Origin of the sequence: Pseudomonas sp. NFPP28 (genome assembly GCF_900115535.1) — a bacterium.
GTDB lineage: Bacteria > Pseudomonadota > Gammaproteobacteria > Pseudomonadales > Pseudomonadaceae > Aquipseudomonas > Aquipseudomonas extremorientalis.
Genome location: NZ_FOWT01000001.1, coordinates 52,690 through 66,024 on the forward strand (window position 1 = coordinate 52,690; position 13,335 = coordinate 66,024).

At 62.3% G+C, this 13,335-nt stretch carries 13 protein-coding genes; 6 read left to right on the top strand and 7 right to left on the bottom strand.

All coding sequences use genetic code 11. The features are described 5' to 3' along the window. Positions 1-79: 79 nt before the first annotated feature. Positions 80-1,156: an S-methyl-5-thioribose-1-phosphate isomerase gene (mtnA, locus tag BM110_RS00245; RefSeq protein WP_093511867.1), complete on the bottom strand. Its 1,077-nt coding sequence runs from the start codon at positions 1,154-1,156 to the stop codon at positions 80-82. A gap of 108 nt (positions 1,157-1,264) precedes the next feature. Between mtnA and BM110_RS00250 the strand changes: the two genes are divergently transcribed. The 4 genes from BM110_RS00250 (at position 1,265) to BM110_RS00265 (ending at position 4,961) form a co-directional block, all read left to right on the top strand. Then, on the top strand, positions 1,265-2,596 hold the full coding sequence (locus tag BM110_RS00250; protein ID WP_093511869.1) for a TRZ/ATZ family hydrolase: 1,332 nt from the start codon (positions 1,265-1,267) through the stop codon (positions 2,594-2,596). A gap of 64 nt (positions 2,597-2,660) precedes the next feature. Next, positions 2,661-3,359 (top strand): bifunctional 2-polyprenyl-6-hydroxyphenol methylase/3-demethylubiquinol 3-O-methyltransferase UbiG, encoded by a 699-nt coding sequence (gene ubiG, locus BM110_RS00255; RefSeq protein ID WP_071489061.1) that lies wholly within the window; start codon positions 2,661-2,663, stop codon positions 3,357-3,359. Positions 3,360-3,363: 4 nt separating this feature from the next. Continuing rightward, positions 3,364-4,035 carry an N-acetylmuramic acid 6-phosphate phosphatase MupP gene (gene mupP / locus BM110_RS00260; RefSeq protein ID WP_058424511.1) on the top strand — a complete coding sequence of 224 codons (672 nt, stop codon included), beginning with the start codon at positions 3,364-3,366 and terminating at the stop codon, positions 4,033-4,035. A gap of 185 nt (positions 4,036-4,220) precedes the next feature. After that, positions 4,221-4,961 (top strand): YciK family oxidoreductase, encoded by a 741-nt coding sequence (locus tag BM110_RS00265; RefSeq protein ID WP_071496681.1) that lies wholly within the window; start codon positions 4,221-4,223, stop codon positions 4,959-4,961. A 128-nt stretch (positions 4,962-5,089) separates the two neighbouring features. Here BM110_RS00265 and BM110_RS00270 read toward each other — a convergent pair whose 3' ends face one another. From BM110_RS00270 to BM110_RS00295, 6 genes are read right to left on the bottom strand one after another with little or no spacing between them, the layout of a single operon-like run. Then, on the bottom strand, positions 5,090-6,604 hold the full coding sequence (locus BM110_RS00270; protein ID WP_092247541.1) for an ABC transporter substrate-binding protein: 1,515 nt from the start codon (positions 6,602-6,604) through the stop codon (positions 5,090-5,092). A gap of 35 nt (positions 6,605-6,639) precedes the next feature. Further along, on the bottom strand, positions 6,640-7,611 hold the full coding sequence (locus BM110_RS00275; RefSeq protein WP_093511871.1) for an ABC transporter ATP-binding protein: 972 nt from the start codon (positions 7,609-7,611) through the stop codon (positions 6,640-6,642). Next, entirely contained in the window at positions 7,608-8,564 is a 957-nt protein-coding gene (locus BM110_RS00280) for an ABC transporter ATP-binding protein (RefSeq protein ID WP_092247538.1), read from the bottom strand. The genes BM110_RS00275 and BM110_RS00280 overlap by 4 nt, the downstream gene beginning before the upstream one ends. Further along, a complete protein-coding gene (locus BM110_RS00285; RefSeq protein WP_092247535.1) occupies positions 8,561-9,418 on the bottom strand; it encodes an ABC transporter permease in 858 nt (285 codons plus the stop codon). Before BM110_RS00285 ends, BM110_RS00280 begins: the two co-directional genes overlap by 4 nt. Continuing rightward, positions 9,415-10,362, bottom strand: a complete 948-nt coding sequence (locus tag BM110_RS00290; protein ID WP_092247532.1) for an ABC transporter permease — start codon at positions 10,360-10,362, stop codon at positions 9,415-9,417. The genes BM110_RS00285 and BM110_RS00290 overlap by 4 nt, the downstream gene beginning before the upstream one ends. Before the next feature lie 3 nt (positions 10,363-10,365). After that, positions 10,366-11,253 (bottom strand): proline iminopeptidase-family hydrolase, encoded by an 888-nt coding sequence (locus tag BM110_RS00295; protein WP_071489053.1) that lies wholly within the window; start codon positions 11,251-11,253, stop codon positions 10,366-10,368. Positions 11,254-11,435: 182 nt separating this feature from the next. On the opposite strand from BM110_RS00295, the gene BM110_RS00300 reads away from it, so the two are divergent. Together BM110_RS00300 and BM110_RS00305 are read left to right on the top strand one after the other, a co-directional pair. After that, complete coding sequence (locus BM110_RS00300; protein WP_071489052.1) at positions 11,436-12,200, top strand: LuxR family transcriptional regulator; 765 nt, start codon at positions 11,436-11,438, stop codon at positions 12,198-12,200. A 92-nt stretch (positions 12,201-12,292) separates the two neighbouring features. Further along, positions 12,293-13,225 (top strand): proline iminopeptidase-family hydrolase, encoded by a 933-nt coding sequence (locus tag BM110_RS00305; protein ID WP_092247523.1) that lies wholly within the window; start codon positions 12,293-12,295, stop codon positions 13,223-13,225. The last annotated feature ends 110 nt before the right edge of the window (positions 13,226-13,335 follow it).

The window sequence follows — 13,335 nt, forward strand, 5'->3', positions numbered from 1 at the left end:
AAGTTGACGGATGACAGGCTTGAGGGCGACGAGAGGGGCTCAGAGCTGGAACCAAGCCCGATTTCGGGGGAAAATTGGCTTAGTGCAAGCGCTTACGACACATCAACCTGGCCAGCTTGGCGGTGTCCGGCCGTTCGACCACGCCTTTTTCGGTCACGATCACATCGATCAGGTCGGCCGGGGTCACGTCGAACACCGGATTGAAGGCCGCCACATCGGCCGCGAAGCGCTGGCCGGCGACTTCCAGCAACTCACCGGCCTCGCGTTCTTCCAGCGCTACGTCATCGCCAGTGGCCATCATCAGATCCAGGGTGGAACTCGGCGCCACCACCATGAAACGCACGCCGTGGTGCATCGCACACACGGCCAACTGGTAAGTGCCGATCTTGCTGATCACATCGCCGTTGGCGGCAATGCAGTCGGCGCCGACAATCACCCAGGTCACGCCTTTGGTCTTGAGGATATGCGCACCGGCCGAGTCGGCATTCACCGTCACCGGGATGCCCTCGCCCGCCAGCTCCCAGGCGGTCAGCCGCGAGCCTTGCAGCCAGGGCCGGGTTTCATTGGCGTAGACCTGCTCGACCATGCCTTCGAGGTAGGCCGCGCGAATCACCCCGAGCGCCGTACCGACACCGCCGGTCGCCAGGGCGCCAGCGTTGCCGTGGGTGAGGATGGCCTGGGCGTTGCCCTGGTGCTTGCGGATCAGCTCGACGCCCAGCTGGGCCATGGTCAGGTTGGCTTCGCGGTCACTCTCATGGATGGCGATGGCTTCCGCTTCCAGCACCGCCACAGGGTCGGCGTGCTTTTTGACGCGGTCGAGCCGGTCACGCATGCGCTTCAAGGCCCAGAACAGGTTCGACGCGGTGGGGCGGGCATCGGCTAACAATGCGTAGTCTTCTTCCCACGCTGCCTGCCAGTCACCGCCCTCGGCGATCCGCTCGCGGGCGGCCAGCACCAGGCCATATGCGGCGCTGATGCCGATGGCCGGCGCACCGCGCACTACCATCGAGCGAATGGCTGCAGCCACTGCATCGACCGTCACGCAGGCCACCCAGCTTTCCCGGGACGGCAAGGCACGCTGATCAAGCAGGTACAGTGCGCCATCACGCCAATCGATGGCCTTCACTTTCTCCGCTGCCAACAGTCGATCGCGCATCCCTTACTCCGCACTCATAAACAAAGCCGCCGATTATAGCGATCCGCCAGCCAGGACGCTCGGGTATACTTCGCCCTTCTTTTATAGCTGCCTGGGAAGAAGCCTGCGATGACTGCCACTGCCGCCCCGCTCGACTTACTGTTGCTGCCGACCTGGCTGGTACCTGTCGAACCCGCCGGCGTGGTGCTCAAGGAACACGGCCTGGGCATCCGCGATGGGCGCATTGCGTTTATCGGGCCTCGCCAGGCGGCGTTGAAGCTGACCGCCAAGGAGACCCGCGAACTGCCGGGCATGTTGCTCAGCCCCGGCCTGGTCAACGCCCACGGGCACGCGGCGATGAGCCTGTTTCGCGGCCTGGCCGATGACCTGCCGCTGATGACCTGGCTGGAAAAACACATCTGGCCCGCCGAAGCCAAGTGGGTCGATGAAGCGTTCGTGCGTGACGGCACCGACCTGGCCATCGCCGAACAGCTCAAGGGCGGCATCACCTGCTTCTCCGACATGTACTTCTACCCCAAGGTCGCCAGCGACTGCGTGCACAACAGCGGCATGCGCGCACAGATCGCGATTCCGATCCTCGACTTCCCGATCCCCGGCGCCGGCAGTGCCGACGAGGCGATTCGCCAGGGTGTCGAGCTGTTCGGCGACCTCAAGCACCACCCGCGCATCAAGATCACCTTTGGCCCCCACGCGCCCTACACCGTGTGCGATGACAACCTGGAAAAAATCCGGGTGATCGCCGAAGAGCTGGACGCCGCGATCCATATGCATGTTCACGAAACCGCCTTCGAAGTGCAGCAAGCGGTCGAGCAGACCGGCGAGCGCCCGCTGGCGCGCCTGGGGCGCCTGGGGCTGCTGGGCCCGCGCTTCCAGGCCGTTCATATGACCCAAATCAGCGAGGACGACCTGGCTTTGCTGGTAGAAAGCAACACCAGCGTCATCCATTGCCCGGAATCCAATCTGAAACTGGCCAGCGGCTTTTGCCCGGTGGAGCGTCTGTGGCAGGCTGGCGTGAATGTGGCCATCGGCACCGATGGCGCCGCCAGCAACAATGACCTTGACCTGTTGGGCGAAACGCGCACGGCGGCGATGCTGGCAAAGGCCGTCGCCGGTTCGGCCACCGCACTCGATGCCCATCGCACCCTGCGCATGGCCACCCTCAATGGCGCGCGAGCCATGGGCCTGGAAAGCGAGATCGGCTCGCTGGAAGTCGGCAAGGCGGCGGATATCGTTGCTTTCGATCTGTCGGGGCTGGCGCAACAACCGATCTATGATCCGGTCTCACAGCTTATATATGCCACCGGACGCGATTGCGTGAAACACCTTTGGGTCGCTGGCAAGCAATTGCTCGACGACCGGCAATTGACCCGCATGGATGAACAACAGTTGACCGCCACGGCCATCGCCTGGGGCCAACGCATCAGCGGGCACAGCGAATAACGACGGCCTTGAACCCTGGCGTTCAAGACCGACAAACCGATTTATCAGATTCAGAGGATTCACCATGAGCAACGTCGACCACGCCGAAATCGCCAAATTCGAAGCCCTGGCTCACCGCTGGTGGGACCGCGAAAGCGAGTTCAAGCCTTTGCACGACATCAACCCGCTGCGGGTCAACTGGATTGACGAACGCGTCAACCTGGCCGGCAAAAAGGTACTGGACGTCGGTTGCGGCGGCGGCATCCTCAGCGAAGCCATGGCCCAACGCGGCGCGACTGTGATGGGCATCGACATGGGCGAAGCGCCCTTGGCCGTGGCCCAATTGCATCAACTGGAGTCCGGGGTGAGCGTGGAATACCGCCAGATCACCGCCGAAGCCCTGGCCGAAGAGATGCCCGAGCAGTTCGACGTGGTCACCTGCCTGGAAATGCTGGAACACGTGCCCGACCCGTCCTCGGTGATCAGCGCCTGCTTCCGCATGGTCAAGCCCGGCGGCCAGGTGTTCTTCTCCACCATCAACCGCAACCCCAAGGCTTACCTGTTCGCGATCATCGGCGCCGAATACATCATGAAGCTGCTGCCGCGCGGCACCCATGACTTCAAGAAATTCATCCGTCCGTCCGAGCTGGGTGCGTGGAGCCGCCAGGCCGGGCTGACCGTCAAGGACATCATCGGCCTGACCTACAACCCGCTGACCAAGCACTACAAGCTGGCCAACGATGTTGACGTCAACTACATGATCCAGACCCTGCGCGAGGAGTGAGCCTGTGAAGTTGCGAGCGGTTCTCTTCGATATGGACGGTACCCTGCTGGATACCGCGCCGGACTTCATCGCGATCTGCCAGGCGATGCGCGCCGATCGCGACCTGCCGCCGATCAACCCCCAGCACATCCGCGATGAAATCTCCGGCGGTGCGCGGGCAATGGTTGCGGTGACCTTCTCGATGGACCCGGAATCCCCAGGCTTTGAAGAACTGCGCCAGGAATTCCTCGAGCGCTACCTCAAGGGCTGCGCGGTCCACAGCAAGTTGTTCGACGGCATGGCGCAGCTGCTCGAAGACATCGAGAAGGCCAAGCTGATCTGGGGCGTGGTCACCAACAAACCCCTGCGTTTTGCCGAGCCGATCATGCAGCAACTCGGCCTGGCCGAACGCTCGGCACTGCTGATCTGCCCGGACCACGTGAAAAACAGCAAGCCGGACCCGGAGCCGATGATCCTGGCCTGCAAGATGCTCGGCCTGGACCCGGCCAGCGTGCTGTTCGTGGGCGATGACCTGCGCGACATCGAGTCCGGCCGCGACGCCGGCACCCGCACGGCGGCGGTCACTTACGGCTACATCCACCCGGACGACAACCCACGCCATTGGGGTGCCGATGTGGTGGTGGATCACCCGCTGGAACTGCGCAAGGTGCTGGATAACGCACTGTGCAGTTGCTGATTACTCAACGCCCCCACCCTCTATGAAGATCCAATGTGGGAGGGGGCTTGCGCCCGATAGCGGTGTGCCAGCGCGCACCTCTATGACTGATAGGCCCTCATCGGGGGCAAGCCCCCTCCCACAGGGGATCTTCAGTGTTTCCAGAGTTGGGGTTCATAAGCTGCTGAATTTTATCGAGGCTATTTATGTTTGATTACTCCGCGCGTCCAGAACTGCTCAAGGGCCGGGTGATCCTGGTCACCGGCGCCGGTCGCGGGATTGGCGCGGCGGCGGCGAAAACCTACGCCGCCCACGGCGCTACCGTGCTGTTGCTGGGCAAGACCGAAGCCAACCTTGCCCAGGTATATGACGAGATCGAAGCCGCAGGCCAACCACAGCCGGTGGTGATCCCCTTCAACCTGGAGACCGCCCTGCCCCATCAATACGATGAGCTGGCGGCGATGATCGAGAAAGAATTCGGCCACCTCGACGGCCTGCTGCACAACGCCTCGATCATCGGCCCGCGTACGCCGCTCGAACAGTTGTCCGGCGAGAACTTCATGCGGGTGATGCACGTGAACGTCAACGCGATGTTCATGCTGACCAGTACCTTGTTGCCGCTGCTCAAGCTGTCGAAGGATGCCTCGGTGGTGTTCACCTCCAGCAGCGTCGGCCGCAAGGGCCGGGCCTATTGGGGAGCTTATGGCGTGTCGAAGTTTGCGACTGAGGGCCTGATGCAAACCCTGGCGGACGAGCTCGAAGATGTAGCGGCGGTTCGCTCGAACAGCATCAACCCCGGCGGCACCCGCACCAGCATGCGCGCCCAGGCGTATCCGGGGGAAAACCCGATGGAACGGCCGGCGCCGGAAGAGATCATGCCGGTTTACCTCTACCTGATGGGGCCGGACAGTGCCGGCATCAACGGCCAGGCGTTCGACGCGCAATAACCGGCACATTGTAAAACCAAATGTGGGAGGGGGCTTGCCCCCGATTGCAGTGGATCAGTCAACAGATACAGTGACTGTCCCACCGCTATCGGGGGCAAGCCCCCTCCCACATTTTTCAGCAGTGTGCTTTAGTTTTTCACCACTTCTTCAAGGGTGAAGCGGCCTAACGGGTTCTGCAGGAAGTTGCTCACATTCTTACGTGAGATGTTGATGTACGGGCTGTAGTACAAGTCGATCCAGTTCACATCCTGTTTCGCCAGTTTCTGCAATTCCACATACATCTGCTCACGCTTGACCGGGTCGGCCTCGATCCGTGCCTGGGCCACCAGGTCCTTGACCTTGTCGTTCCTGTAGCGGGTCATGTAGTTCTGGTTGGTGTCGTGGCCCAGCACGAAGGTGGTCTTCTGGTCCGGGTCGAGGATGTCGTTGGTCCAGTACATCACCGAAATATCGTATTCACCGTCCACCAGCATCTGCCAGCTCTGGGTCGGATCGACCTTTTGCAGGTTGGCGGTTACGCCGACCTTGGCTAACTGGTCCTTGATGATCACCGCAATCTGCTCGTCGGCTTCGTTGCCGGCGTTGACCACGTAGTTGAGCTTCAAGTCCTTCGCACCGGCCTGCTCCAGCAGCTTCCTGGCGGCGGTGGGGTCATACGGGCGCTGCAGGTTGTTGGCGTAGTGGTACAGCGAGCCCTTTGGAATGTAGGAATAGGCCACAGTGCCCTGACCGTAGGTGGCGGTCTTCACCAGCGATTGTTTGTCGATGGCCATGTCCAGCGCCTGGCGCACTTCCGGCTTGGCCAGCAACCCGTGGGCGTGGTTGATCAGCAGGTGATCTTCACGTGTGGACGGGTCGGCGTGGATCACCACGTTCTTGTCTTTCTTCAGCTCTTCAACCCGCGAGAACGGTACGAAGATCGCCGTGTCCAGCTCATTGTTCTGCACCATGCGCATGCGCGTGTTGTCGTCGGTAACGGAGACCCACTCCACGCCATCCAGGCTCACGTTCCTGGCCTGCCAGAAGTTCGGGTTCTTCTTCAGGATCACCCGATCGCCCTTGCGCCACTCGTCTACGGTAAACGCGCCGGACGTCACCGGGTTTTCCGAGTAGGCGTCTTCGCCCATCTTGGTCATGGCTTTTTCCGACAGGATCGACACCGTCGGCGACGCCAGTTGCGAGAGGAAGGCGACAGCCGGGGTTTTCAGCGTGACCACCAGGGTTTTCGGGTCCGATGCCTTGGCCGTGTTGATCAAGTTGAACGGATCAGCCCACAGCGAAGCCTTGTTGTCGCGGATACGCAGCAGGCTGAACGCCGCATCGTCGGCGGTAATGGCCGAGCCATCGGAGAACTTCGCGTCACGCAGTTTGAAGGTGTAAGTCAGGCCGTCCTTGGAGATATCCCAGCTTTCAGCCAGGCCCGGCTCCATCTTGGTGCCCAGGTTGTCCACGCGTACCAGGGTGTCGTAGACGTTGGCGAAGACCCAGGTGTCGCGGTTTTGCGCGCTTTTGATCGGGTCGAACGTGGTGCTGTCTTCACGGCAGCCGATGGTCAGGACACCGGCGGCCTGGGCGAAACCGGCGGTCAGCGACCAGGCGGTCAGTGTAGCGGCGGCGAGCAACTTCAAGTGGCGCGATTGCATGTCATAACTCCTTGTTCATGAATGGCAGGGATGGGTCAAAGCAAAGGTTCTTCAAGCACGCAACTGTACCGATGCTCGTGCAGGAAATGGGTCGGCGGCAACACCACGGAACACAGGGCGCGGGCATGCCGGCAACGCGGGTGAAAGGCGCAGCCTGTGGGCAGATTCAGTGGGCTCGGTGGTTCACCCGGCAAGGGTTCTGTCGGCAATGGCCGATGCGGATCGATCTCGGGAATCGCCTGGATCAACGCCGCCGTGTACGGATGACGTGGCGCCGTGAAGACCGCCTCCACCGGTCCTTCCTCGACAATCTTGCCCAGGTACATCACCGCCACGCGGTCACACAATCGGCGCACGATGGCCAGGTCATGGGCGATAAACAGGATCGCCAGGTTCATGCGCTGTTGCAGTTCCAGCAGCAGGTTGATGATCTGGCCCTGGATCGACACATCCAGCGCCGCCACGCACTCGTCGGCGATGATCAGGCGTGGCTCAACCGCCAGCGCCCGGGCAATGCCGACGCGCTGGCACTGGCCACCGCTGAGGGCGGCGGGTTTGCGACTGGCGAGTTCGGGGCGCAGGCCGACCAGGTCGAGCAGTTCATTCACACGAGCTGCAACCTGCTCTGGCGCGACTTTGCGCTGCACGCGCAGCACTTCGGCAATGGTTTCGCCGATGGTGTGGCGCGGGTTCAACGCAGCGTACGGGTCCTGGAAGATCATTGCGGTTTCATGCCGCAGACGAGTGATGTCGATGGCGCTGCCATGGGCCATGTCGATGCCGTCAAACAACACCTGGCCGGCGCTGATCGGGTTGAGGTGCAGGATGGCGCGGCCCAGGGTGCTTTTGCCGCTGCCCGACTCACCCACCAGTCCCAGGGTTTCACCCGCCGCCAGGTTCAGCGACACGCCGTTCACTGCCCTCACCCACTGCTTGTTCAACCCGAACACGCCGGTGCCGGACGCGGCAAACTTCACCTCAAGGTCCTTGATCTGCAACAGGCTCATGGCTGCGCTCCCAACGGGTAATGACAGGCGACCCGAGCACCGTCCGGCAAGACCTCGGTGCACAACGCGCCAACCTGCGGGCAACGCGGGTTGAACCGGCAACCGGCGGGTAATGCATCCAGCAACGGCGGTTGCCCGGGGATCGTGCGCAGCAAGGCGTGACCGCTGCTGTGGGCGGGCTGGCAATCGATCAGGCCGGCGGTGTAGGGATGCTGCGGTCGAGCCAGCAAGTCGTATTTGCTGCCGTGCTCGCACAGCCGCCCGGCGTACATCACGGCGATGGAATCACAGGTTTGCGCCACCACGCCGAGATCATGGGTAATCATGATGATCGACAGGCCGCGCTGGTCGCGCAATTCCATCAACAGCCGCAGGATTTGCGCCTGCACCGTCACATCCAGGGCGGTGGTGGGTTCGTCGGCGATCAGCACTTTCGGGTTGCAGCCCAGGGCGACGGCGATCATCGCGCGCTGGCGCATGCCGCCGGAAAACTCGTGGGGGTAGTTGTCGACCCGCGCCTGGGGATCGGGGATGCCAACCTGGCGCAACACGTCGATGGCCTGCAATCGCGCGTCTTTTTTCGACGCGCCTTGATGCAGGCGGATGCCCTCGGCAATCTGCTCGCCGATACGCATCAGCGGATCAAGGTGGCTGCTGGGGTTCTGGAAAATCATGCCCAGTTGGCCGCCGCGCACGGCGCGCATGCCAGCGTCATCCAATGCCAACAGGTCCTGGCCGGCCAGCCGCACCGAGCCGCCTTGCACGCGCAGGCTGGGCGATGGCAACAGGCGCATCAGGCCACGGCAGGCCATGGTTTTGCCCGAGCCGCTTTCCCCTACCAGGCCGAGGATTTCGCCTTCGGCCAGATCGAACGACACCCGCTCGACCAGGGTTACATCGCGCCCCGCATTGTTGGCGATGACACTGAGGTCGCGCACTTGCAGCAGGCTCATGAGCGGTCCCCCAACACTTGCGCCACGCCATCGGCCAGCAGGCTGAAGCCCATGGCCAGGGTCACGATGGCCAGCCCCGGAAAGGTGCAGATCCACCAGGCCGTGGTGATAAAGGCCTGCCCCTCGGCCACCATGGTGCCCCACTCGGCGGTCGGCGGTTGCACGCCCAGGCCCAGGTAGCTCACGGCGGCGCCATTGAGCAGCACCAGCACCGCGTCAGACATGGAAAACACAATCGAGCCGAACATCGCATTGGGCAGCAGATGCCGGAACAGAATGCGCCCGTGGCCAAAGCCCAGGCTCTTGGCGGCCAGGGCAAACTCGCTTTCCTTGAGCACCAGGATCTGCGAGCGGATCAGCCGCGCATACGACACCCAGCCCACCAGCGCCATGGCGATGTAGAAACTCTTCAAGCCCGGCCCGAGGATAGCCATGATCGCGAGCATCAGCACCAGGAAGGGAAACGCCAGGATCACGTCGATCACGCGCATGCAAACGCTGTCGAAGCGCCCGCCGATATAGCCCGAGACCGCACCGATGAAGGTGCCGATCATGAAAGGGAAGATCACCCCGACAATGGCCAGTTGCAGGTCGATGCGCGCGCCCCAGATCACCCTCGAAAGGATGTCTCTTCCGTAGTTATCCGTGCCAAACGGATGCATAAGGCTTGGAGCGAGCAAACTGAAATCAGGGTTCTGCGCAATCGGGTCATACGGTGCAATCCACGGCGCAAACAGCGCAAGCGCCAGCCACACCAGCAGGATCAACAGGCCCCACGCCGCCGTCAGCCGACCATTGCGCAAACCGAAACGCAGACGCAAGCGCCACGGGGCAATCAACGGGCGGCTGCTCATTGCATCTTCACCCGTGGGTCGAGGGCCACCGTCACCACGTCAGCGATGAAGTTGACCACCACCGTCGCGCAGGCCAGCACCATGGCCACGCCCTGCACCACCATGTAATCGCGGGTGAAAATGCCGCGCACCAGCAATTGGCCGATACCGGGAATGGCGAACAGGCTTTCGATCACCACCGTGCCGCTGATCAGCCAGCCGATGTTCACCGCCAGCAGGTTGACCGCCGGCACCAGGGAATTTGGCAACACATGCCGACGAAAAACGGCGGTTTCCGACAGCCCACGGGCGCGGGCCGCGGTCACGTGATCGGCCTGCAACTCCATCAGCATGCTCGCCCGCAGGTTGCGCACCAGCACCGCCGATAACGCCAGGGCAATCGTCAGGCACGGCAGCACCATGTGATGCGCCTTGTCCAGCCAGGTGCGGCCGTAGCCGGACACCGGAAACAAGCCCCACTGCACACTCAGCAACAGGATCAGCATCAAGCCCAGCCAGAACGCCGGCATGCCCAGGCCAACCGTGGTGAACACGCGGATCAGGTTGTCCGCCCAGCCGCCCTTGTTGCGTGCGGCCCAGGTCGCCAGCGGCACCGCGATCAGCAGCGCCAGCACCACGCTGCCCAGTACCAGCACCAGGGTGGGCTCGATGCGCGTGACAATCAGCTTGAGGGCGTCGACCTTGTACAGCAGCGATTGGCCGAGGTCGCCCTTGAGCAGGTTTTTCAGGAAGTAGAAGTATTGCTGCCACAACGGCTGGTCGAGGCCGTACTGGGCGCGGATCTTCAGCAAGGCATCCGGCGTGCTGCGCGAGCCCAGCAAGGCGCGCGCCGGGTCGCCAGGGATCGAGCGCACCAGCACAAAGGTGATCAGGCTGATGCCAAACAGCACCGGCAGCAACTGCAGCGGCCGGGACAGCACAAAACGGTAGCGCGCCAGGTTCATCCGTCAGCCTCGGTGACGCGAGAGGAAGTCCAGCAGCACCGGGAAATATGCCTGGGGCTCTTCATAAAACGGCATATGGCTGCTGTTGGGGAACACATGCAATTCGGCGTGCCGGGCCGCCATTTTCATGCGCATGGCGCAGGCCGGGGTGAGTTCGTCGTGCTGGCCGGTGGTGATCAGGATCGGCATCTTGAACGCGGCCATCTCGGGGAGGCGGTTCCAGTCCTTGAGGTTGCCGATGTAGAGAAACTCGTTGGGACCCTGCATGGTTTCGTAAGGGCCCATGTTCCAGTCGTCGAGAGAGCGCCTGACCGGTGCAGGCCACTCGTCCAGCCGGCACACGTGGCGATAGTTGAGCAAGGTAATCGCGGCCTGGTACTGCGGGTGGTCGAGGGTACCCATGGCTTCGTGACGTTGCATCATCGCCACGGTTTCGCTGCCGAGGGCACCGCGCAGGCGCTCCAGTTCCTGGGACAGGTGCGGAATGTCGCCCACGGTGTTTTCGAGGATCAGGCTTTTCAGCGCGTCGGGGTAATGGATCGCGTATTCGATGCCGAGCCAGCCGCCCCAGGAATGCCCGAGCAAATGCACGCGGCCCAGGCCCAGGGCCTGGCGCACGGTTTCGACTTCTTCGACATAACGGCGGATTTCCCACAGCGAAACATCGGTGGGTCTGGCTGATGCACCCGTGCCAAGCTGGTCGAATGCAACCACTCGCAGGTTATGCTCCTTGAGCCAGCCATGGGCGTCGCGCAAGTAGTCACACGGCAGGCCCGGCCCGCCGTTGAGGCACAGCAGCACCTCATCGCCTTCGCCGAAGCTGTAGACCACGAGGTTATGGCCATCGACTTGCACGTTGTACTGCTGGTCGGGGGCAATTTCACGCCACATGCATACATTCCTTGTGTTGTATCGGCCTGGCAGGTAGCGGCCGTTGATCGGCCAACACTACCGAGGATGCCGCGCGTCCATAACCTAGTATTTCTTATAGGTTTGGCCTGGCAGTCCTTCGCCGGGGCGTGGCATTCTACTTGCCGCAAGTCGAGATTCAAATGAAATCGGGAGCAGAACGGATGCTGGCCAAGCTGACTGCCTTAAATCACCGTCTGATGCCGGGCAGGAGCCTGGACGAGCAGATGGACAACACCTTTATCCTTGCCCAACAGTTGGGCTTCGACGCCTTGGTGTACGACTACACCCCGGTGCCGATCGACCAGGATGGCGCATTGATCACCCCCTCGGTGCTGCAACTGCGCAACACCCCGGCCGACTGGCATGCCTTGTGGTGCAGCGAAGGGTTCTACCAGATCGATCCGGTGCAACACCTGGCTCTGAGCCGGGTGTCGCCGTTCGTGTGGTCCTACGACGTCAAGGCCGACACCCCCCTGCAAAAGATCATCGATCCCTGCCACGCGCCGGTTTCATCCTACCTGCATGACCAGCAATTGACCTGCGGCGTCAGCGTGCCGATCCACCTGCCCCGTGGCGGCTTCGCCTCGCTGACCGGCCTGCGCACCGGCAACGCCCGCAGCGTGTTGAAGGATGCGCAGCAGACCTTGTCGGACTTCAGCCTGATTTCCCATGCCTTGCAGGAAGCGGCCTACCCACTGTTCAGCAAAGAGCTGCGCACTTACCCGCATATCCACCTGACCAAACGCGAACGTGAGTGCCTCAAATGGGCCGCCGAAGGCCTGACGGCGGCCGAAATTGCCACGCAATTGAGCCGTTCGCTGGCGGTGGTCACCCTGCACCTGGCTTCGGCCATGCACAAGCTGGGGGCCAAGAACCGCGTGCAGGCGGTAGTGCGCGCCACCCATTACCGGTTGCTGGAAGACTGACTCCCCGGCAAAACCTAGCTGTTTTGCTAGTTACCTAAATTTCTGCCACGCATTATCGTGTCCCTGATCCTTTTTTCAGAGCAGGGTACGAAATGGAATTCATCGAAAAAATCCGCGAAGGGTATGCGGCGTTTGGCGCCTACCAAACCTGGTACCGCGTCACCGGTGACTTGTCGAGCGGTCGCACGCCCCTGGTGGTTATCCACGGCGGCCCCGGATGCACCCATGATTATGTTGACGCGTTCAAGGACGTCGCCGCCAGCGGTCACGCGGTGATCCACTACGACCAGTTGGGCAACGGCCGCTCCACCCATCTGCCCGACAAAGACCCGTCCTTCTGGACCGTGGGCCTGTTCCTCGAAGAACTCGACAACCTGCTGGACCACCTGCAGATCAGCGATAACTACGCGATCCTCGGCCAGTCCTGGGGCGGCATGCTCGGCAGTGAACACGCGATCCTGCAACCCAAGGGCCTGCGCGCGTTCATCCCGGCCAACTCGCCGACCTGCATGCGCACCTGGGTCAGCGAAGCCAACCGCCTGCGCAAATTGTTGCCTGAAGGCGTGCATGAAACCCTGCTCAAGCACGAAGCCGTCGGCAACTACCAGGATCCGGAATACCTCGCCGCGTCGCGGGTGTTCTATGACCATCACGTATGCCGGGTCATCCCTTGGCCCGAGGAAGTGGCGCGCACCTTCGCCGCGGTCGATGCAGACCCGACGGTGTACCACGCCATGAGCGGCCCGACCGAATTCCATGTGATCGGCAGCTTGAAAGACTGGAAGTCCACTGGCCGCCTGTCGGCGATCAACGTACCGACGCTGGTGATCTCGGGTCGCCACGACGAGGCCACGCCGCTGGTGGTCAAGCCGTTCCTGGACGAAATTGCGGATGTGCGCTGGGCGCTGTTTGAAGACTCCAGCCACATGCCCCATGTGGAAGAACGCCAGGCGTGCATGGGGACTGTGGTGAAGTTTCTGGATGAGGTGTGTTCGGCACAATACAAAGTGCTCAAGGCCGGCTGAATGCTCAAGCTGGATGCATTCCAATTGTGGGAGGGGGCTTGCCCCCGATAGCGGTGTGTCAGGCGCCAATCACTCAGTTGATACACCGTCATCGGGGGCAAGCCCCCTCC

Excerpts from the sequence above, each read along its gene's own strand:
- mtnA (WP_093511867.1), bottom strand. The coding sequence starts at position 1,156 with ATGCGCGATCGACTGTTGGCAGCGGAGAAAGTGAAGGCCATCGATTGG.
- BM110_RS00250 (WP_093511869.1), top strand. The coding sequence starts at position 1,265 with ATGACTGCCACTGCCGCCCCGCTCGACTTACTGTTGCTGCCGACCTGG.
- ubiG (WP_071489061.1), top strand. The coding sequence starts at position 2,661 with ATGAGCAACGTCGACCACGCCGAAATCGCCAAATTCGAAGCCCTGGCT.
- BM110_RS00265 (WP_071496681.1), top strand. The coding sequence starts at position 4,221 with ATGTTTGATTACTCCGCGCGTCCAGAACTGCTCAAGGGCCGGGTGATC.
- BM110_RS00270 (WP_092247541.1), bottom strand. The coding sequence starts at position 6,604 with ATGCAATCGCGCCACTTGAAGTTGCTCGCCGCCGCTACACTGACCGCC.
- BM110_RS00275 (WP_093511871.1), bottom strand. The coding sequence starts at position 7,611 with ATGAGCCTGTTGCAGATCAAGGACCTTGAGGTGAAGTTTGCCGCGTCC.
- BM110_RS00280 (WP_092247538.1), bottom strand. The coding sequence starts at position 8,564 with ATGAGCCTGCTGCAAGTGCGCGACCTCAGTGTCATCGCCAACAATGCG.
- BM110_RS00285 (WP_092247535.1), bottom strand. The coding sequence starts at position 9,418 with ATGAGCAGCCGCCCGTTGATTGCCCCGTGGCGCTTGCGTCTGCGTTTC.
- BM110_RS00290 (WP_092247532.1), bottom strand. The coding sequence starts at position 10,362 with ATGAACCTGGCGCGCTACCGTTTTGTGCTGTCCCGGCCGCTGCAGTTG.
- BM110_RS00295 (WP_071489053.1), bottom strand. The coding sequence starts at position 11,253 with ATGTGGCGTGAAATTGCCCCCGACCAGCAGTACAACGTGCAAGTCGAT.
- BM110_RS00300 (WP_071489052.1), top strand. The coding sequence starts at position 11,436 with ATGCTGGCCAAGCTGACTGCCTTAAATCACCGTCTGATGCCGGGCAGG.
- BM110_RS00305 (WP_092247523.1), top strand. The coding sequence starts at position 12,293 with ATGGAATTCATCGAAAAAATCCGCGAAGGGTATGCGGCGTTTGGCGCC.